The sequence below is a fragment of the Bradyrhizobium sp. AZCC 2289 genome (assembly GCF_036924615.1).
Classification (GTDB): Bacteria; Pseudomonadota; Alphaproteobacteria; order Rhizobiales; family Xanthobacteraceae; genus Bradyrhizobium.
In genome coordinates this window covers 1,262,227-1,282,484 of sequence record NZ_JAZHRY010000001.1, presented here as the reverse complement: position 1 = coordinate 1,282,484, position 20,258 = coordinate 1,262,227, and the positions used below count along the sequence as shown (strand labels likewise).

The window sequence follows — 20,258 nt, the reverse complement described above, 5'->3', positions numbered from 1 at the left end:
GGCTTACGTTTCCAGCCAGGCCCGTTCGAAAGCCTGCTGCGTGCCGAGCGGCCCGGTCGTGTGATCGTGAAGCTTTCGATTGAAGACCGAGACATATTGCACGTCGACGAGCCAGACAAGCGGGCAATCCTCGGCAAGAATCTGCTGCGCCTTCTTATACAGTACGGCGCGCTTGTCGTGGTCCTGCTCGCGCATGGCCTCGTTAAGAATGCCGTCGAATTCCGGGTTGGCGTAAAAGCTGTCGTTGACGAAGGTCACACCCTTTCGGATTTGCGACGTGAGATATTGCTTGTTGAGACCATAGACCGGATCGACGCCCTGGCTCAGGAAGGGCTCGTTGATGTCGTAATCGTAATCGGTGTAGACGCGCCGCAACCAGGTGGCGGTATCTTCCGATCGCAGCGTCAGATCGATCCCGACGGTCGCAAGCGCCTGTTTCAGATATTCGGCCTGGCGCAGCCATTGCTCGCCGAATGAATTGACTTCGAGATGCATGCTGAAGCGCATGCCATTGGCGCCGCGCGGCAAGCCCGCGCCGTCGAGCAGCTTGTTGGCAATCTCGAGACGGTCGGGCACGTCGTATTTGCGCACATCGTCGGTATAGAACCCGACGGTCTTGAACAGACTGCTGAGCGGGCCCGTGGCCGGCTTGCCGTAGCCATACATGACATCGCGCAGGATCACCTTGCGATCGATCGCATAAGCGATCGCCTGGCGGACTTCTTTCTTGTCGAGCGGCGGGTGTTTGGCATTGAGTTCGAGCACGCTCAAGGCGGGCGTCATCTCATAGCCTTTCATCGTCGTATCGAGGATCGGGTTGGTCTTCATCCGCGCGAGATCGGCATAATTGACGGCGCTATAGCCGGCGAAATGTGCCTCGCCGGTCTCGAGCGCGGCAGAGCGCGTCGCGGCATCGGGGATGAAGCGTGCGATGATATGGTCGAGATAGGGCAGTCCCGGCTTCCAATATTTGTCGTTGCGATCGAGCCGCACGAATTGTCCACGGTCCCATTGCCCGAATTTGAACGGCCCCGTGCCAATCGGCTTGTTGGCCGACGGATTCTGCAGGATTTGCGTTCCCTCGAAAACCGATTTGCACATGATCGGCAGATCGCGCCCGGCAAGCGCCTTCATGAGATAGGGCGCGGGATTGGCGAGACGCAGAATCGCAGTCATTGCGTCCGGCGTGTCTACGCCGGTCAGCTCGGCGAGCAGGAGCGGCGCGAAGGGGTGATATCTCTTCAAAATCTCCATGAAGGAGAATTGGACGTCGGCGCTCGTGAAAGGCTTGCCGTTGTGAAAGAAAACGCCTTCGCGCAGCTTGAAGGTAATGGACTTGCCGTCGAGCGCGGTCTCCCAAGAGGTCGCGAGATTGGGTTGAGGATTCTGATCCCAGTCGTAGGTCACCAGACCTTCGTAAATCTGTGTGGCGATCGGTGGGATATTGCCGGCGGTCACGGCATAATGGGCGAGCGTCGAGGGCTCGGGCTGCACGATCATGATCATCGTGCCGCCCCGCACCGGCTCATCGGCCTTGGCGAAACCGTTGGAGAAGATGGTGCCGGACGAAGCGGCCAACCCAAGGGGCAAAGCCAGAGCGGTACGGCGTGAGATTTTATTCAGATGCGGATTGTCAACCAAAATGCGAGCTCCTCGATGGTGCCCGGAATGAAGCAATTGGCATGCCAACTTTGCCGCTGCGGCAACCGGGCCACGGCAAAGTGAAGCATAGCGATGGCTATTTGGTTCAAGTGGCGAATAGACAGTGCGTCGAATATGTCGAGCCACATCGTAAGGCCATGATTGAGGTGGATTTCGGAAATTCGGTTGGGGTCGATATAGAGACGCTAAATGGTTGGCTAAGTTTTCATATGAACACTCCCATTAACGTTTGGAGTGCTAATCACCGTGGGCGTTTTAGGTTCCGAAACGCGTTATAAATCCCCTCTAGGTGTCTGAACAACCATTGATATTGATTAACGATCGGTGCACGCGTTACCCCCCATCTCGGACATCAGGTGCTGAATGCAGGCGGATGTAGTGCGCGGGCACCCGTCATCCGTTCGATCGAGCAACCATTCGCTATTGATGAAGTCTTTCGCAGGCAGTTCTGCGGTGGGCCGCTCGCCGTTTAGCTATTGGTTCTTTGCTGGTGCGCCCGGAAGCACGGCTGCCACACCTTCCGGATTGATGTTGAAGGCCAAGAATATCAACGGCTCGTTGCCTGGGTTTCCCCATTAATGCACGAGGGCGTACGGTTCATAGATCAAGGAACCCGGTCCCTTTGCTTCGGTCTTGCCGTCGACTGTGTTGGCCCCGGTGCCGGAGATGATAAAGTATAGAGCCGCGCCTGACCGATGGTGTGGCGGGTTGGAAGGGGATCGGACTCGCTGTGCGATACAATTCTCTCACGGCGGCAGGTGCTGTCTCGGCAGGCCGACCCAAGTCCCCAGCGGGAGCAAGGAGGAAGTGGAGGAAAGTCGAGGGCCTTCCGCTACCCGCCGTTAGCGCCGCGGTCTTTCCGCCGGCGATGAACAGCCCCTCTCCGGCGTTGAGCATTTTGGCCTCGCCATCGAGCGCGACCTGGGTCGATCCTGACATCTGGTAGAGGATGCCGTTGGCCGCCGAGACGCTGCTCCTCTCGTCCGGCTGAAGAGTGATGCTCACCGCTTTGAAATGGACCGGCGCGTCCGTGACGGTCGAGAGTTTGGTTGCGGCGATCACTGTTCGTGTAATTGCCGGAGGAGTGGTTTGTGCGGTCCCGGAGGCGGGAAGCGCCATCGCGCCGAGCAACAATAATCCGGTTGTCCTGAACTGCATGATTGCCTCCCAGGTTCAGCGGATAATCGGAGCACCATACGCTCTCCCAGCACCTCTTGGAATGGCAGGCCGCTTCGAGCTGCTACTGGACGGAAACGGACGGTGCCCAGGTAGCCATCATCTCCGGGGATCCATTCAAAACCGGTCTGTATTTCGTTTGATCGAAGCTTCCTGCAGAATAAAACTTCCCGCTCACAATCACCCGACTTCCGAGTATGTTACCGTATTCTCTGGTGATTTTTGCTTCGGGATGGAGACAAACTGGACCCCTCGCAGCAGGCAGTCTTAGAAAATGGACCTTGCCTCTTTCTCGAGTTCTCTGATTCATTTGATCCAGGTCTATGGACCGTGGGTCATTTCCGTCGTTGTTGCGCTCGAAAGCGCCGGCGTGCCCCTTCCCGGAGAGACGATCCTTGTTGCCGCTGCTCTCCTGGCCGCCGCCACCAATCAGATCGATATCGCTGTCGTTGTAGCCGCGGCCGCTGCAGGTGCGATCGTCGGAGACGGGATCGGATATACGGTCGGGCGCCGCTTCGGAATGCCGCTTCTTCGCAAATACGGGCGATACATTCGTCTCGATGAAAACCGATTGCTGATCGGTCGATATCTGTTTTTTCGATATGGGAACGCAGTCGTGTTTTTTGGTCGCTTTATCGCGGTGCTACGAATGTTTGCGGCCTTGCTTGCTGGCGCAAATAGCATGCCGGCGGGTCGCTTTTTCTTCTTCAACGTGACCGGGGGCATCTGCTGGGCGTGTCTCTTCGGTTTCGGTGCCCACGCTGTCGGAACCGAAATCTATAAGATTTCTGAAACGTTGAGCCTGGTGTCACTGGGATTGTTTATTGGCGCTGGATCTGCGCTTTCGATCATCATTCGGCGATATGAAATTGCGCTTCTTCGTCTGGCCGAGCGCGCGCTGCCGGATCGCTAATGCAAATCGAAACGAATCTGTTGTTGGCACTTTTGCGAGGTGGCGGCCGACACTCAAGACGTCCGATTATCGGGGTAGACCAGAAGTGACCGGCCGACGGTCAAAACGGCGCTTTTGGCACGAAACGGACGTCGCGGTCGCGAGAGTTGATGCTGCTTTGTGACCCGATTCCGACAAAGGTGATAGCTTGTATGAAAAGCGATTGGCTGTTGCTGTCAGTCCGGCTTATCTGGTGCTGACGTAACACGATTGTCCGGAAGGCCTTCTGGCTTTCAGCTAACAATCAATTTCTGTACTGGACGGCACATTGAGCGAAAATCCCGCACCGGATGCGAGCGAGGCCGCGCGACAGGCTCCGAAAGGCAAGCTGCCAATTCTGGTCCTGTCGGCGCTTGGCATCGTATTTGGCGATATCGGGACCAGCCCTCTTTATACGTTCAAGACCATTCTCGGCACCACCGAAGGCCCTCCCGATGCAGGTATTATCCTGGGCGCGCTTTCGCTCGTGCTCTGGACTCTCTTCATCATTACAACGATCAAATATGTCTCGTTCGCTATGCGCGTCGACAATGACGGCGAGGGTGGCATTCTAGCCTTGATGGCCTTGTTGGGAGTTAAGAAGCAACGGCGGCCGACCATCGTGGCGGTCGGCCTGTTCGGGGCGGCCTTGATCTACGGTGATGGGGCGATTACGCCGGCGATTTCGGTGCTGTCGGCACTGGAGGGCCTGAACATGGCGACCCCGGCATTGCAGTCCTATGTCGTTCCCGCAGCCGTTGTGATTCTGCTCGCGCTGTTTGCCATCCAGTCACAGGGCACGGCAGCGATTGGCCAGTTCTTTGGTCCAATAATGCTGCTCTGGTTTGTCGCCCTCGCGCTGATGGGGATATCGGGTATTGTCCAGCATCCTTCCGTGTTCGCCGCACTGAATCCTGTCTATGGTCTCTCGTATCTGTTCTCACATGGGGCCACCGGCTTTCTGGTTTTGGGCGCGGTGTTTCTCTGCGTCACCGGCGCCGAAGCTCTCTACGCTGATATGGGTCATTTCGGTAGGGGCCCCATTACACTGGCATGGTTCGCGATCGTCTTCCCTAGTCTGATCCTGAACTATGCCGGGCAGGCGGCGCTGGTTCTGGAAGGCGCTCCGACGGACGGCAATATTTTCTTTCGGCTTTGTCCCGAGGTTCTCCTGATCCCGCTCATCGCGCTGGCGACAGTAGCGACGATCATTGCCAGCCAATCGATCATAACAGGGGCTTTCTCGATGACGCGGCAGGCAATTCAGCTCGGCTGGCTGCCAAGGCTGCGGATCAAGCAGACCTCATCGGAAGGTTACGGCCAGATTTACGTCGGTGTCGTCAACTGGCTGCTGATGTTTGTAACCCTCGGGCTCACAATCGGGTTTGGCAAATCCGACAATCTGGCAGCTGCCTACGGCATCGCGGTTTCGCTGACGATGCTGATGACGTCGGCACTGCTGTTCATTGCGATGCGCGAGATCTGGGGCTGGAGCATGTTGGCTGCCGGCTCTGTTGCAGCCTTCTTTCTCATCGTCGATTGCGCCTTCTTCCTTGCCAACCTAACCAAGATCGCCGAGGGCGGATATGTGCCGCTTATCTTGGCTACTTCTGTCTACGGCGTGATGTGGATCTGGCATCGCGGAGCGGCGGCCGTAATGACGCGAATCCATGAATCTCTGATCCCCATCCCGGATTTCATGCAAGATATTCGATCCAAAAACATTCCTCGCGTTCCCGGCACGGCCGTGTTCCTGACCCGGACCGAGCGCGATACGCCGCCGGTCATGGTCTGGCACGTCAAGCATAACCGTGCATTGCATGAGCATCTCTTCGTGCTGCGCGTGGAAATTCTATCAGTGCCGTGGGTCGCGCCCGGCAACCGCATGACAATCGACGAAGTCGCGCCAAATTTCTGGCGTGCGGAAGCGCGTTTCGGCTTCATGGAGCGCCCGCATATTCCGGAACTGCTTACGGCCAGCAAGGCGCTGGGATGCACCATCGACCTCGACGACGTGACCTATTATGTGGGCCATGAGACGGTGGTCGGCCGCGAAGACGGCATGGGCTTGCCTGCCTGGCAGGAGCGGTTCTTTGCTGTGATGGAGCGCAACGCCGTCCATGTTAGCGACTTCTTCAGCCTTCCCAGCGATCAGGTTGTTGAGATCGGTCGGCAGGTTTCAATTTAGACACCACGACTATGCTGTTCCGTCGACGCTCTCGATTGCTGCGGTGCATGAGTCTCTTGTTGGCACCTTGGAGACACGCCGGAAAACACTGAGAATGTCTGTTGATTGGGGGAGACCGGAGTGCGCCGGGAGACCGGCAAGGAGTAGATGGTGCAAGTCCATCACGATGAAGGAGTAGCGAACCGCATCGACCCCGAGTCATGCGCCAGTACCCGCGAGGGTATTGGCGAAGCGTTGACAGGGGAGCGCATAGGCCAGCCATTGAGCCGCGATAATACCCTCATCCTGGGTGCCGACGTCGTTCCGGTGACGGAAGGCAACACGGATGGGCGCGATAACGCGAGCGCCCAGACGACCCGGCGTGGTCTTGGACACTGGCATGTGCGGACGCTCTTTGCTCGGGAACCGGGAGATTCTCATGGTCGGCCAGCGCCACATGCGTGTAGCACTGGTCCGTGTCGGGAAGGCGAGGAGCCGTAGCCGATGATGTACGATCATGAGAAGTCTGACCCCGCCATAGTAGCTGTGAAGCCGACGAACAAAGCCGGGCAACCGGCTGCGGAGTTGGTGGAGCCAAGGGCGGGGGCCGAGGGGAATGTGTGTCAGCAACGCACGGGCCGGGCACAGTACCGGGAAACCGTGTCACAGCGAGTCCGGTTGGAAAAAGCATTCGGGCAAGGCCACCCAGGACGAACAGCCAGCCAAGGATGGTCACAAGCACCGGCCATCCGTTCGTCCAGCGATTGTGAACGCGCACAATGGCAAGCCCAGCGACGAACAAGAGGATGCCTGACACGAAGATGAGCGCGGGGTCGCGGGGGAAACCTGTTCCGCCAATGTCGGGAACGAGCCAATGTTAGCAGCATGCCGGCAGCGATAGCGACAAGGGTAGGACCGATCAGGCCGGCGATCGTTTTCGAGGTGGTCATCTATGCTCCGTTACGGATGCGCCACGGGGCTTATGATGAGCCGGGTTCAGTCCCCTCGAGTTGAGAGAATCGGACGGGCAGAATCTCTTTCATCGTCATTCTGCCGTTGGCGAGCTTCTCGGCCACAATGAGCTGCTGCGTATTGGGCAGGCCGGCCGGTATCACCATTTTCCCACCCGCTTTCAATTGGTGGATCAGCGAAGGAGGAATCAGATCGGGAGCGGCCGTCACGATCACCTTGTCAAAGGGGGCGTGGTCTGACCAACCGTGATAGCCATTGGCAATCTTGAGTTCGACATTGCTGCAGCCTTGCTGTCGGAGTCGTCGTTTCGCCTTTTGGCCACGCTCTTCGATGATTTCGACGGAGTATACCGTGTGGGCCAGCTGCGCGAGGATGGCGGCCTGATAGCCAAGACCGGTGCCGATTTCGAGAACGCTGTCGTCGGCCTTGATGTCGAGCAGATCAGTCATTAAGGCGACGATAAATGGCTGCGAGATCGTCTTTTCGAAGCCGATTGGAAGTGGAAAATTGGCATACGCGTAGTGCTGAAGTTCGATTGGCACAAACTCGTGCCGCGGCACCTTGCCCATGGCCGTCATGACGCGTTCGTCTAGCGCATTCTTGCCGATCGCGTCGCGCAGCTCAAAGGCGCCGGCGGCGATGACCGCGAGCATGTGTTCGCGCAGGGCCTCAAGATCTTCTGCTCGCATTGGCAACTTTCAATGCGGACGAGGTTCCTCAAGTGGAACTTGGTCGCCCGTGGCGCGCTGACGACATCGCAGGTCCCTTGAGGACAACGAGACGCCTTCAAACGCCTTGGAAAGATTGTACAATCTCGCCAGCTGCCCTTGAAGCGGGGCATGTCGAAATCTTCGTGGCGGAGCGGGCAGCGACCGTGCTGTCGGGAGGCATTTTGACGGGCAATCCGGCGCCGTTCCTTTGCTTGCGATGCCAGTTACATTTCGCAGGCTCGCGCTGCTCCTGCAGCGCAGAATGCTTTGGTGAAAGCGACGGAGGAAGCACGCATCGCGCCGCCGCAGAGAGAGGATAATTGCATGCGCCAGATTCCGTTGGGAACTCAAGGAAGGTTCACATTACATGTACAACCGGAACATCTCGCCAACCGCTTCAAGGATGCCATATTGCCGCAAGTGCTGGCGACCCCCGTGATGATTCTGCTCATGGAAAACGCCGCGCTCAACGCCATCAGGCCATTTTTGGATGCAGGTGAGAGCGCGGTCGGCGCGGCCGTAGTTGTACGACATTTCGCCGCGACGCCTGAAGGTCGCGACGTGACCGCGACGGCCGAGGTGGTCAAGGTTGAGGGAAAACGAATACACTTTAAGGTCGCGGCAAGCGACGGCATGGAAGAGATCGGCGGAACTCACGAGCGCGTCGTGATCGATCTTCGTTCGTTCAACGAGCGCCTAGCCAAAAAGAGCAGACTCTAGCTCGACGCCGGCTCTACACCAAATAACCCTGCCTGAAGCAAGCCGGAGTAGGGTTGGCGGTCGCCCGTGCGGTGGTGCCGTTTGTCGAGACCCAGGCGGCTATGCCGCACCGGCAGCAGGAACCGAACAGCGCGAGCTCGATTAGATTGGAATGAGCGAACGAGTTCTCTACCAAAGCAGCAATGGCGACGCCTGGCTGTTGACGCGCGACCCGGTTTCGAAGATGCCCGCCGTGAAACACGACCCAAACGTTAGCTCTGGTGGACAGATATCCTACACGGATATCGGTAAATTTCTCCGAGATGGTGCCAACGGCCCAGAACACCAAGCGCTGCTGAATCTTATCGGCACGCTAATTGATGACTGATGGCACGAGCCAGCATGGAGTTCGGAATTCGTAGCCTCAACTCAACGAGTTTAGAGCGGCTTGGCCTTGACGTGCGGCAGATGCCCCGGGATGCTCGCCTGCTGCCAGAGGCATGCCCAAGGAATGAGACAGGGCGATCATTTCACTTCTAATTGGCATTCTGATCATTGTGGTCGTGGGAGCAATCTGTTTTTGGGCCATCGACAAGTTTGCTTCCGACGGCCGATTGGCAAACCTTCTTATGTTGCTTGTGGTGCTCGTTTGCTTAGGCGCGATTGTGCAACGCCTCAACGCCTGCTTGTGCTGACTTATTGAGCGGCGCTATCTGTCCTCGCCCGGATGCACCCACTTATAGGGCGTAATCTCGCGCGTCTCGGTCAGCCTGATCATGTGCACCGGCGCCGCGTGGCGGCCCTTTGCGTCAGGATCTGCAACATCGCCAACCCCGAGGCTGCCTTTACACGCTCACGTAATAGGCGTCGCCGACACCCTTGCGGGTGACTACTACGTAAGTAGTGCCGCGCAGGCTGGGTCTGGTGCTCGACAGTTCCGCCGCTAACCTCGGAGGCTCGCGTCAGATTGCTCGCGAGCCTCCTGTTTCCGGACGCCGGTGTTGCCGGTATCCGGCAATTCGTTACTGCCGTCTACCCGACGATCTGGAACGCGTCAGCCGCACGCAACACGGTGCCGTCCTCCCAGTGGCGTCCGACCAGCATCATGCCAACGGGGAGCCCTGCCGACATGCCTGCCGGAACCGTGGCGGCAGACAGGATGGCCAGTGACGTCGAACGGGCATGCGCCCGTTTCTCGCCCAGTTCAGCGAACCGGAGTGGTCAGGTCACTTGCCATCCTGGGCGGACTTCATCACTACTACCTCAGGGTTTAGGTTTTCGGTACACACAGGCAGGTTACGGCTCTGACAATGGACAGGCCGATGCCGAGCGCGTCCTCGCCGCAATGCGCGAGCTGGAAAAGTTCCCGGTCGTCGCCGCATATCGAGACCTTGTGTCATCGCTTAGCGCGTAATCGACAAATGCAAAAAATGCCCCTGCCTCCGGGCAGGGGCTTTTCTCCCTCTTTGCCCTTTTTATTTGTCCCGTTCCAATCGGCGATTTCCTAAATTGATCGGGGAGGTCCTTCCGCGCGGCGCGCCGCGCTGTGCGTTTCGCCCCATAACGGGCGACATTTAGCGTTTAGCGATGGTCGGGGGCGCTGCATCGCTGATGACACCCGTCGGCGCGTTCGCTTTTGCAAGTGAGCGAAGCTGTCTAGCTCCACGGCTGGCGTGAGCGACGCGGCGCGCAAGGTCCACAAACCCAGCTCTCTGCAACCCGGCCGATCCAGCGGCAGGCTGGCACGGATTTACTCTATAGAAACCATAGAAAATGATCCGAAAACTTTAGCGAAACAACTCGGCCGCCTCTGCGTCGTTTGTCGGAGGGCACAACTCATGACAAAGCGCCAGTTCAGAGAGCAGGAAGTTCAGATCGCGCATTATCAGCTTTTGTCGCGGGAGGTTACTGATCCACTTGCCGCGTGTTTGCTTCGGGTCATTGTCGAAGAACTTGAAGCCGACCTGCGAAGGGATCGCGACATCGGTCAGAGCTGCTCCGAATGAGGGGTCGCGCCGGTAAGCTCGCTTACGAGCAGCCGTGACAACACCATCACGATGTCAGACTTGCGGGCTCGCAAAGCGTTGCGGCTGAACGTTGGCGTCGGAAGTGGTGGCAGCGCGTTGTTGCCACCGCCGCCGAATTCAAGCCCGCGCCAACTTTAGATCGCCACGCACCGAGACCGGGACGGGCCGCATGCCCGTCTTTTCGGCTTTGGCCATTCCCAATCACTGGCGCGACGGCTACTTGGCAGGCGGTCCGCTCTTGTTTCCTGGCAAGCCTTGAACCTTAGACGGGTCCTGCTGCCGAACCGTTGGGTTCTCCTGACTATTCGCGTTCGCGCCTTCGGTCTCTGCCACACTGCTCTGGGAGCGATCAGCGCTCACATCAAGACCTATGTGAACCCGAACCCGAAAGTATTCGCAATCAACCGCGCCTCCGCTGCTGCAGAGAACGCAAAATTTAGTTCTGAGTCATAATCATAATGACTCCGACGCAAAAATAAAAAATAGGGTGGGGAAAACGACGGGGAGGATGGAATGGAAACTGTACGCCGCTTGCGCGCGATGGCGTCATTGTGTCGGCAGAGCGCCGCATACCATCCTGACAGAAGCTGGAAGCTGCTCGCCGAGGCAGAGTATTGGGAGCACCTGGCCAATGCCGCGCTCCTTGAGCACTTCGAAGATTGCACCGCCGGCTTGAGTGACCAGACGCAACCACAACCAACTGCAAACGCGATAACACGCGATGAAAGACGATTGCCGGTTGCCTTTGCCTGAGTAACTCTCATGCGAACGGCTGGCTTCCGTAGCAGATGCGGCGTTCCTATCCGCCCACTATGCAAGAGTCCTAATGGAAAGGCTTCAATCGCTGTCCTGCTCTAGCATGGGAGCTGGCGCAGGTGGAATTTCGTCCAGCAGCATGCTATTAGCTGCCCCCAGGGCTTCTCGTGAGATGGACGGCGCGCCTCCTTCGGAACGTAGCCTGACAGGTGCCCCACTGAGGGACGAAAGAGGCGTTTGGGCGCTCGCCTGTCTTTACATTCCTCACGGATGTGCGTTCGCATCATCCGAGCAACCCGCCGGTCGTCCGTTTGCCCTAATGCAGGCCCGATACAGCCACGGCTCAACATAGCTGCCCGCCCATATCCCGCGCCCTACGTGCTCGGCATCGCGCTGGGCCGCGTCGTACTTGCGCTTTGAATACTGCGGCCAGTCGAGCGCGAGGCCGCTGCGGGCAAGCCATTCGCCGAGGTCTGCTCCGCCAACCGAACACGTCGCCACAGTTCGCCCCATATTGATCCAGGGTGATCGGGACGCAGCTCACCGGCCGCCGCGCGATGAAGGCGTCGAGATCGTTGGCGGCCTTGGCACCGCAGCGATATTGTAGGCTGTCCTTGCCCCGGCAGAGCTGACTACTCTCCGGCGCGTCTATGCCCCAGAGGCGAATGCGCTCGCCGTGAATTTCGAGCGTGTCGCCGTCGGCTCTGCCGGGGCGAGGACAGCTCGGCGCCGGACAGCGATATCCAAGAACTCCTGCACAGAACGCGGCACCTCGTCGTATTCAGCAAAGCGTCGGCGCAGCTCGTCGGCAATATCGACCGTGACGTCGCGCGACCAGCCCTCGGCGGTGTTGAAGGCGACAATGCGGACGGGGTGACTATACTTGTCTTCCATGAGACGGGAGCTATCGCTGAAAGTTGGTGACGGCGGGAATCGGGAAGGCGGCATATCGTGGGGGTGCTTGACGCCTCCACTTCTCCACCGAAGGAGCGATATGCCGTGTCCAAAGATAACATCATCAAGCTGATTCAGCCAGGAAACGTCGACGATCAACTCACCGAAATCTTGCGCAATGGGGCGCGTGCTCTGTTGGCCCAGGCGGTCGAGGCCGAGGTCGCGGACTTTCTCGGCAAGCATGCCGATTTGAAGACTGCGGACGGCCACCGGCGCGTCGTGCGCCACGGTCACCTGCCGGAACGCGAGGTGATGACCGGTATCGGTCCGGTCTCCGTCCGCCAGCCGCGTGTGCGCGATCGCGAGGCGGACGCTACCGACCCCGACCGCATCCGGTTCTCTCCGTCGATCCTGCCGCCCTACATGCGCCGCTCGAAATCGATCGAGACGCTGCTGCCGATCCTTTACCTGAAGGGTATCTCCACCGGCGACTTCTCCGAGGCTCTGACGGCGCTGCTCGGCAAGGATGCTGCCGGGTTGTCGGCATCCGCAATCGGCCGCCTGAAGGACGGTTGGCTCGACGAGCACGCCGCCTGGCAGAAGCGCGATCTGTCGGCAAAGCGCTACGTCTACATCTGGGCCGACGGCATCCATCTTCAGGCGCGCCTCGAAGACGAAAACTTCAGGCGCGCCTCGAAGACGAAAAGCAGTGCATCCTGGTGCTGATCGGCGCGACGCCGGAAGGCCGCAAGGAACTGGTCGGCTTCACCGATGGCGCCCGCGAGAGCGCGCAGGACTGGCGCGATCTGCTGCTCGACCTGAAGCGGCGCGGCCTCGACGTGCCGCCGCGGCTCGCCATCGCCGATGGCGCGCTCGGGTTCTGGAAGGCCGCCGGTGAGGTCTGGCCGAAACCAAGGCCGCCGCCGAGCTGGCGTTCGACGCCTTCATCGAGAGCTACACGCCCAAATACGAGAAGGCGGCCGACTGCCTGAGCAAGGATCGGGACACGCTACTGGCGTTCTACGACTTCCCGGCCGAACACTGGAAACACCTGCGGACGACCAATCCCATTGAAAGCACCTTCGCTACCGTGCGCCACCGCACGATCCGATCGAAGGGTTGCCTGTCCAACAGGACGGCGCTCGCGATGGTCTTCAAACTGCTTGAGGCCGCGCAGAAAAGCTGGCGTCGTCTCGATGGCCACAACCAGTTGCCAAAACTCGTTCTCGGTGTGACATTCAACGATGGGATCGAGGTCATCGCCAAACCGACTGACCGTCAGCCCATAACCGCCGCCGCCTGACCGGCCAGGCCGTCACCAAAATTTAGCGATAGCTCATGAGACGGCGGATCAGCGTCTTTCGGTCAGTGCCTTGCTCATCTGCTTCGCACCAAGCGCGCCCGAGCCTGCCAAAATCGTTTAGCACCACATAGGTGTCGCAGTCGGCGCCATGCGGCACGATGGAGGGGGAGCGACGCATCACCTTTGGCTCCAGCAAGTCCCACGCAAAGCGACCCCGCTTCGCGGGGTGCTTGGCAGGGTCGCCTGCTCTCCGGGTCCGGGGCTGGGGGGCGTGAGCCCGGTAGGCCGAGACACTTTATCCGAGGGAACCTGATGGAATGACTACTAAAAAGGAGCACCCCTTAAGTTCCATCCACCTTCCGGACGCGCGAGCGGGGACGAACGGTTCCATCTCCGGCGCTGACCGGCTGGGCTAGGCGCGCCTTGATGGGCGGACACCCGCCTTTTTAGGAGAGCCATCGGCCAGAACGTTCGACACGTTTTCCGCGATCTGGGACGAACATCGCGGTAGCTGCCGCGAAACCAATTTCTGTTGGCCACGAAATGATCCTGAAACACAGGCCGTTAACAATCCCAGTTTTCGATAAAGGCTTATTGCGGAGCTAAACCATGAACCGGGAAACAGATAAAATTGCCGTTGGCACCCGCTTTAAAATCAGCAAACTTGGAGCGGTTCGTTGCCCAAGTCTGGCTGACAAGTTTGGCATCGTTGTCGGCTTGAGCCGTCACAACTCCGGTATCACCGTGCTGTTCGATGGCGACAGAAGACCGACCTGCTTGCACAGGGGCTATATATCTTCAACAAACAGCACTGAGGCCGCCTTAAGCCATTCAGTGCTGGCGGGCTGATCCTAGCGGGTACTTAATTATACCCAGTCTTGTGCCGTGCCAGGCGCGCCGAAAACACTATTTTTGGAGCGGTGGATAAGCATCAGCTTTGGGCACCAATGACACCGCTTCATTATGCTGCCACCCGATCTTCCTTCTCGCCCCCGCGCGCGACAATCTTGAGCGTGTCGTCCCGCAACGGCCTTTGCAGCGCCTTCGCCTCATCCCATGGCGCGCGCATCCAGACATCGCGCTCCTCATCAGTGGTCAGGATCACCGGCATTGCCTTCGGATGGATCGACTCGACGACCACATTCGGCGAGGTGGTGAGGAAGCCATAGACTTGATGCGGTCCTGGGATCGGCTTGGACTTGGTGCCGCGATCTCCGTTGAAGGTCGTCCAGATGCCCGCGAAGGCGAATAATGGCCGGTCTTCCGACAGCGCGAACCAGACCACGTCCTTCTTCTTGGTCTCAGGGTTCGGCTCCGGCGCGTATTCAGCGAAGCTGTTAGCGGGGACCAAACACCGGTTCTCCGGCTTGAGCCACCCCGCCAGTGTGGCGACGACGTGTTGCGGATGTTGGTGACCGGCGGGCCCGTGCGCAGTGGCGGCGGCATGCCCCAGCGCATCGTGATCAGCTCGCGCTCATCTCCCGCGTTGCGCACTACCGGGGCCGGATAGTCCGGGAAGACACCGGGCATCGGCGGCAGGTTGCCGACGTATCGGTTGACCACGCGGAAGAGTGCCCGGATCGCTTCTTGGTTCGTGGTGATCGAATAGAGATTGCACACGCGAGCCGCGCTTCAAAACCCGGACTTGATCCTAGTTTGTCTTCAACTCACTCCGCTTCCGCATGTAATAGCCCTGCCTCTGAACGGTAGACTTAATCTCGTCGCTGACGCTGGCGACCCTCCTCTTTCTCTTTTGCCATCTCCCCGACGTGCCACCGAGAGGTATCGACGATCCCTGCCTCACCACCAGCAGATCACGTTTATGGTTTAGGTACACGTCGAACATGTGCCACCTCCGATCTGAACCCAAAACACTATCGTTCCGGAGCAGAAAGAAGGTTGCGTGAATGCAACAGCCCGAGCGGTATTTTGGTGATCTTCACCGTTCACCCGGCCACCATGCTGAGCGTGGATTGTCGGCTGAAATTCTGGTTGGCCGCAACGCCACCAGATGGCTGCGCTTGTAGGGATAGCTGCTTTTACTGTTTCGCGTTGTTTTTGCGCCTGATGCGCTCTTGTCCATACGCTTCAATAAAAGCTCGTGGCATATGGACGTTTTCTTTGGCCCACAACCAAACATGATCGGCGAGCTTGTCGCCAGCGGGCGTTCCGGCATCAAGCGGATCAAGCAAACGGCGGACAAGCACCGGATTGATCATGCTAAAGCCATGGTATTGCATTCTTCCATGCTTGAAATCCTTCGGAGCGAATGGAAAATGCCAATTTAGCAAAACGCGGCGCAGCATCTTGCCGCGTTTTCCTTGGACGACTTCTTCAAGCGTTGAGTACAAATTGCGTGATGCTGGATCGTCCTTCAACATACGCTCGCGTCTCGTTTGATTAGGGTATCGAAGCTACGCAATAATATCACGTGGTTTCGGCCGCTCGGTGAACTCTGCTCAAAACAATCGTGTATCCGCGCTGTCAATGATGGCCGTTTTCCGACGCCGACCAAAGCCAACGGGAAGATTCGTTGGTTAAAGGCCGACCTCGACAAGTACGACGCCGACAACACCCGCACGGCAAACGCTCGCTAAACGCGGCCTCCCCCGCGTTAGCGTTTTCGCGAGGCCGGACGTATGCGCCACTACCATTTACGGGGCAATACACCATGTCATCCAACGATGCGCGTGCGGACTTCGCGCGCCTAAACGACGCTACAAAGATTCTCGAAGAGGCCGGTTTCGACGAGCACGGGCGCAGTCTTACCGAAACACCGGACGACAAATTCGAAGGCGAAGCGACGCGCTTCCGCGACTATTTCGGGCGACGCAACTCCCTCGACGAAGACGAAGTCGCGCCACGACCTTCAGGCAGAACGCTGCCGAACTCGACGACATCAGACAAGCGGCGCTGCGCGACGAAGAGCGCGCGGCGGCGTTCGAGGCCATCGGCGAGTATGAACGCGCCGACGAGGCGAAGCGGCATGCACACGAGTTGCGCCAACTTGCCGCGACGACTGGAATCATCTGCTCTCGCTCGACACCGACAAGGGGAACGCGTGGCTCGCCGAAGAGGCCGATAAAGCCCTCAGAAAACGCGTTCTAGGCGCGGTCGCCGCCGCCGACGACACCGACGACGCGACTTTGACACCGACCGATACGCCTGCCGACAAGATCGCCGGGGCACTGAGAGCCTTGCAGACTTGCGCCGGGAGAACTGCCGACGCCACGGGCGACGATCCTAGTGAGATCGGTGTGTCTGCCGGTGACGTGTACGTGCAGCACAATAAGGATCGGAAGGCGGCCGGGCTGCCCGAACCGAAAGACCGGAGGATTGCGACGCGGCTCCTCGCGAAGCTGGAACAGGCTGGGAAGGTCGTCAGGGCGGGAGCTGGCAGGCGGACGGAATACAGGCTCTCAGACTGAGGGCGTTCGGCCAAATCGACTTTGCATCCGACTTTGCACGGCACCACCATGCGTAGGGACAGCCCGGAGTCTAGTCCTCCGGGCTTTACCGTTTGCTCGTCAGAACGGGCTAAAGATAATTCCCGTCGCCCATATACCCGCCTGAACCGCCGCCGCCAGCACTGTCGCCACTGTAGTCACCCCCTAGGGAAGGCGGGGGATCGATTGGCTGTCGAACACGTGACCCGCCGGATGGCGTCAGCTTTGCACCCACCGTTGCAATGCCGGTGAAGCCGCCGCTGACCTGTTCCATCATTTCAAGAGACAGTGCGCGATCACTACTCATCTTCGTTCTCCATAGCTGATTGATGTCATTATCGACAATTGCAGGATCCAGCATTTCAGAGGCTCTTTCTGTGACGTTGCTCACGCACGCCCCGGCATAGCGGACATCGAAGCCCGTCAGCATCGGCGCAACGAATCGCATTTTTGCAATCAAGTCGCTGCAATAGGTAGGGGCTCGGATTTCTCCGTCCCGTTTACGCCATGCGGCCTGAAGGTCTGCCCCGGCCCAAGGCGTGCGGCCATCGGTGTACGCCCGCGCGGTTGGCCGGTTGGCCTCGGGTCAGCCGCGCGGCGCTCTCACGCTTAATCTCTCACCGGACGGAACACCCACAATGAGCGAATCCGACTTGCCGACTATGCCTCTGTCCGACCTGTTGCTTCTGAGTGCCGAGCATCGACCTGGCCGTATTGCCGACGCTGCCGAAGACGCGTTGAACCCCTTGGGGCGCATCGCCGATGCACTGGAAACCTTCAACGCGCTGTTCGCGTCGGTCATCGGAGTTGGCCGGGCGACCTGTTACCCACCCGAAAGCACGGGCGACATAAAGACAGAAGCCGTCAACTTTATCCGGTCAGGCGAGGGACTACGCAAGTTCACTTGCGACGCGGATAGCCAAGAGTCAGCCGATGACGAGTGAACACAACGCACTGGCCGTTCCGACCTGGCGACAACCTTGCTGCGCCAAGCGTGCGAGCATTAGGCGTCGGAAGGCCGCGTTTATGAAGAGCTGACGGCCGCGTTAACGCCCTACATGCCGAACAAGCATCACGACGTTTTGTCGTTCATAGCGTCGGCGCACGAGTTCGCGAGCCTCATTCTACATTCGCAGCACGAATACCCCGCCCATGTCGTCGATTTTGCGACGGGTGTCTTGAGCGAAGCTCTCGCGCTCGTACGGGCAGATCGGACGGCGACATGGGATTAGTCAACGTCAAGCTTGATACCACGAAGCTGGCGACCTGGGCCGAAGAGCTGTCAATTAGAGGCATACGGAACGCCGCTCGCCGAGCCATAGACCAATCGGCACGCGCTGCGCGGAAGGTCGCTATCGCTGTGATTGCCGCCGACATCGGCGTGTCAGCCTCGAAGATCAAACCTGCCACGCCCAAGGTCGTCGCCACGAAGGCGGGCGACCTTGCTGCACGATGGACAATCAGCAAGCTCCGAATTGGCATTCTGAACGTGCAGGGCGCGGCCGTATCGCGACTTGGCGGACTGAGCGCCTCAACGCATCGTCTCACGGGCGGCGGCTCTGCAAGCCTCAACTCGGCAAGGCGTTCATCGTGAACGCCAATGGCGGCCGGTTCGTCGCGTTCAGGCGCGGCAGCGAGCGGCTACCGATCAAAGGCATTTACGCCGAGTCACCATCAACGGCGATGGGGCAGGACGGAGCAGCGGCGCGGGTCACGTGGCAGAATGAAGCCAGTAAGCGGCTCGCCACGGGCTTGCCTGCCGAAGTGCAAAAGCAGCTTGCGGCCGAAGGGCTGTCCGCCGTCACGCCCGATAACAGCGGCGATTAGACCAACCGAACACCGTTGCGCGCGGGTCGACAACGCGAGCAACGGGTCGGCGTCGCATCCGTGCGGTTCGGGCGGTTCGTCCGCGCGGGTGCGGCGCGTCCTTAACTGCTCGAGCCGGATCCGGAAGCAACTCGACACCGTCGTCAGTCCCAAATCGAAGCTGACGAAGCCGATCAGGGCGCCCAAGGCCACCTGGGTCGAACCGGCGTTCGTCGCCGAAATCGAGTACCGCGACATCACGGTGTCATTCGGCCTGCAATATTGACCCCCTAAGCCGGGGGATCGGCGTCCAAAATTGACCCCCTACAGGTTGGTCTGTTGCGCTGCCTGCTTTGTAACGAAGCAGGTGGTCGGGGATGCTGATCGTGGAGACAATTGCCCGGATACGGCGCGAGCACTTCATCAAGGGCAAGACCATCAGGGAGATCGCCCGCGACCTGAAGGTATCGCGGAACACGGTTCGGAAGGTGTTGAGGTCGGGAGAGACCTCATTCGAGTACGAGCGTGTTGTCCAACCGCGGCCGAGCGCGGGGAATCCACGGCTGCGGCCTACGTCCCGCTGAGCTTTGCGCCGGGAGAAGCCTATCAGTTCGACTGGAGCCATGAGGTCGTCCTGCTCAATGGCGTGACGGTGATCGTGAAGGCCGCCCATGTCCGGCTCTGCCACAGCCGGATGCTGTTCGTGCGGTGCTACCCGCGCGAGACACAGGAGATGGTGTTTGACGCCCACGACCGGGCGTTCGCTCTGTTCAAGGGCACCTGCGTGCGCGGCATCTACGACAACATGAAGACCGCAGTGGAGACGATATTCGTTGGCAAGGGTCGTCTCTACAACCGCCGCTTCATGCAGATGTGCAGCCACTACCTGGTCGACCCGGTGGCTTGTACGCCGGCCTCGGGCTGGGAGAAGGGCCAGGTCGAGAACCAGGTCGGACTTGTCCGTGAACGCTTCTTCACGCCGCGGCTGCGGTTCAAAACCCTCGACGAGTTGAACGCGTGGCTGTTGGACAAGTGCATCGCCTACGCCAAGGCGCACCGGCATCCAGAACTGGCCGAACAGACGGTCTGGGAGGTGTTCGAAGCCGAGCGACCGAAGCTCGTACCCTATGCCGGCCGGTTCGACGGATTCCACGCGGTGCCGGCATCGGTCTCGAAGACCTGTCTGGTGCGCTTCGACAACAACAAATACTCGGTCACGGCCAGCGCTGTCGGGCGGCCGGTCGAGGTTCACGCCTACGCCGACCGCATTGTGATCCGCCAGGACGGACGCATCGTTGCCGAGCATGCTCGCTCATTCGGCCGCGGCGATACCGTCTACGATCCCTGGCATTACGTGCCGGTGCTGGCTCGCAAACCCGGCGCCTTGCGCAACGGCGCTCCCTTCAAGGACTGGGTACTTCCGGCTGCGATCGAACGTGTACGGCGCAAGCTCGCCAGTGCCGACGATGGCAATCGGCAGATGGTCGACATCCTCAACGCGGTTCTAACCGACGGCTTGCCGGCCGTCGAAGCAGCCTGCACCGAGGCGATCGCTCACGGCGTTCATTCCGCCGATGTCGTGCTCAACATCCTGGCCCGCCAGCGTGATCCTGCGCCGCCAGCCAACATCCTCACCCCGGCTGCACTGACTTTGCGCCATGTCCCGATCGCCGACTGTGCCCGTTACGACAACCTCAGGAGAACCATCT

General features: G+C 59.4%; 16 protein-coding genes and 4 pseudogenes. 13 read left to right on the top strand and 7 right to left on the bottom strand.

Annotated features, from left to right (window positions below):
- Nucleotides 1–3 precede the first annotated feature (3 nt).
- Entirely contained in the window at nt 4–1,578 is a 1,575-nt protein-coding gene (locus V1289_RS06440) for an ABC transporter substrate-binding protein (RefSeq protein ID WP_334396149.1), read from the bottom strand.
- A 1,534-nt stretch (nt 1,579–3,112) separates the two neighbouring features.
- Between V1289_RS06440 and V1289_RS06435 the strand changes: the two genes are divergently transcribed.
- Together V1289_RS06435 and V1289_RS06430 are read left to right on the top strand one after the other, a co-directional pair.
- Complete coding sequence (locus V1289_RS06435) at nt 3,113–3,751, top strand: DedA family protein (RefSeq protein ID WP_334396148.1); 639 nt, start codon at nt 3,113–3,115, stop codon at nt 3,749–3,751.
- Nucleotides 3,752–4,058: 307 nt separating this feature from the next.
- A complete protein-coding gene (locus tag V1289_RS06430; RefSeq protein WP_334396147.1) occupies nt 4,059–5,957 on the top strand; it encodes a potassium transporter Kup in 1,899 nt (632 codons plus the stop codon).
- A 959-nt stretch (nt 5,958–6,916) separates the two neighbouring features.
- On the opposite strand, the gene V1289_RS06425 is transcribed toward V1289_RS06430, so the two are convergent.
- Nucleotides 6,917–7,597 carry a protein-L-isoaspartate(D-aspartate) O-methyltransferase gene (locus tag V1289_RS06425; RefSeq protein ID WP_334396146.1) on the bottom strand — a complete coding sequence of 227 codons (681 nt, stop codon included), beginning with the start codon at nt 7,595–7,597 and terminating at the stop codon, nt 6,917–6,919.
- A gap of 345 nt (nt 7,598–7,942) precedes the next feature.
- On the opposite strand from V1289_RS06425, the gene V1289_RS06420 reads away from it, so the two are divergent.
- The 4 genes from V1289_RS06420 to V1289_RS06405 all read left to right on the top strand — a co-directional run bounded on the left by V1289_RS06420 (nt 7,943) and on the right by V1289_RS06405 (nt 11,097).
- Entirely contained in the window at nt 7,943–8,338 is a 396-nt protein-coding gene (locus V1289_RS06420) for a thioesterase family protein (RefSeq protein ID WP_334396145.1), read from the top strand.
- A 151-nt stretch (nt 8,339–8,489) separates the two neighbouring features.
- Nucleotides 8,490–8,705 (top strand): hypothetical protein, encoded by a 216-nt coding sequence (locus V1289_RS06415; protein ID WP_334396144.1) that lies wholly within the window; start codon nt 8,490–8,492, stop codon nt 8,703–8,705.
- Between the two features lie 1,450 nt (nt 8,706–10,155).
- The gene (locus V1289_RS06410) at nt 10,156–10,323 is read left to right on the top strand and encodes a hypothetical protein (RefSeq protein ID WP_334396143.1); all 168 of its coding nucleotides are present in this window, start codon (nt 10,156–10,158) and stop codon (nt 10,321–10,323) included.
- Between the two features lie 534 nt (nt 10,324–10,857).
- Complete coding sequence (locus tag V1289_RS06405) at nt 10,858–11,097, top strand: hypothetical protein (RefSeq protein ID WP_334396142.1); 240 nt, start codon at nt 10,858–10,860, stop codon at nt 11,095–11,097.
- Nucleotides 11,098–11,364: 267 nt separating this feature from the next.
- Here V1289_RS06405 and V1289_RS06400 read toward each other — a convergent pair.
- A pseudogene (locus V1289_RS06400) lies at nt 11,365–11,881 on the bottom strand (thermonuclease family protein).
- A 218-nt stretch (nt 11,882–12,099) separates the two neighbouring features.
- On the opposite strand from V1289_RS06400, the pseudogene V1289_RS06390 reads away from it, so the two are divergent.
- Together V1289_RS06390 and V1289_RS06385 are read left to right on the top strand one after the other, a co-directional pair.
- Nucleotides 12,100–13,297 (top strand): annotated as a pseudogene (locus V1289_RS06390) (IS256 family transposase).
- A 609-nt stretch (nt 13,298–13,906) separates the two neighbouring features.
- Nucleotides 13,907–14,146 (top strand): hypothetical protein, encoded by a 240-nt coding sequence (locus tag V1289_RS06385; RefSeq protein ID WP_334396140.1) that lies wholly within the window; start codon nt 13,907–13,909, stop codon nt 14,144–14,146.
- Between the two features lie 112 nt (nt 14,147–14,258).
- Here the strand turns inward: V1289_RS06385 and V1289_RS06380 are convergent.
- The 4 genes and pseudogenes from V1289_RS06380 to V1289_RS06365 all read right to left on the bottom strand — a co-directional run bounded on the left by V1289_RS06380 (nt 14,259) and on the right by V1289_RS06365 (nt 17,191).
- A pseudogene (locus tag V1289_RS06380) lies at nt 14,259–14,917 on the bottom strand (SOS response-associated peptidase).
- A 419-nt stretch (nt 14,918–15,336) separates the two neighbouring features.
- Nucleotides 15,337–15,678, bottom strand: coding sequence for a hypothetical protein (locus V1289_RS06375; RefSeq protein ID WP_334396138.1), 342 nt, complete (start codon nt 15,676–15,678; stop codon nt 15,337–15,339).
- A 436-nt stretch (nt 15,679–16,114) separates the two neighbouring features.
- Nucleotides 16,115–16,285, bottom strand: coding sequence for a hypothetical protein (locus tag V1289_RS06370; protein WP_334396137.1), 171 nt, complete (start codon nt 16,283–16,285; stop codon nt 16,115–16,117).
- A 549-nt stretch (nt 16,286–16,834) separates the two neighbouring features.
- Entirely contained in the window at nt 16,835–17,191 is a 357-nt protein-coding gene (locus tag V1289_RS06365) for a hypothetical protein (RefSeq protein ID WP_334396136.1), read from the bottom strand.
- 190 nt (nt 17,192–17,381) lie between these two features.
- Here V1289_RS06365 and V1289_RS06360 point away from each other — a divergent pair, with 190 nt between their 5' ends.
- The 5 genes and pseudogenes from V1289_RS06360 to istA all read left to right on the top strand — a co-directional run.
- Entirely contained in the window at nt 17,382–17,687 is a 306-nt protein-coding gene (locus V1289_RS06360; protein ID WP_334396135.1) for a hypothetical protein, read from the top strand.
- Between the two features lie 416 nt (nt 17,688–18,103).
- Nucleotides 18,104–18,337 (top strand): hypothetical protein, encoded by a 234-nt coding sequence (locus V1289_RS06355; protein WP_334396134.1) that lies wholly within the window; start codon nt 18,104–18,106, stop codon nt 18,335–18,337.
- Nucleotides 18,334–18,570, top strand: coding sequence for a hypothetical protein (locus V1289_RS06350; RefSeq protein ID WP_334396133.1), 237 nt, complete (start codon nt 18,334–18,336; stop codon nt 18,568–18,570). Before V1289_RS06355 ends, V1289_RS06350 begins: the two co-directional genes overlap by 4 nt.
- 88 nt (nt 18,571–18,658) lie before the next feature.
- Nucleotides 18,659–18,835 (top strand): ATP dependent DNA ligase, encoded by a 177-nt coding sequence (locus V1289_RS06345; RefSeq protein WP_334396132.1) that lies wholly within the window; start codon nt 18,659–18,661, stop codon nt 18,833–18,835.
- A gap of 91 nt (nt 18,836–18,926) precedes the next feature.
- Nucleotides 18,927–20,251 (top strand): annotated as a pseudogene (gene istA, locus V1289_RS06340) (IS21 family transposase); the annotation flags it as partial.
- Between the last annotated feature and the right edge of the window lie 7 nt (nt 20,252–20,258).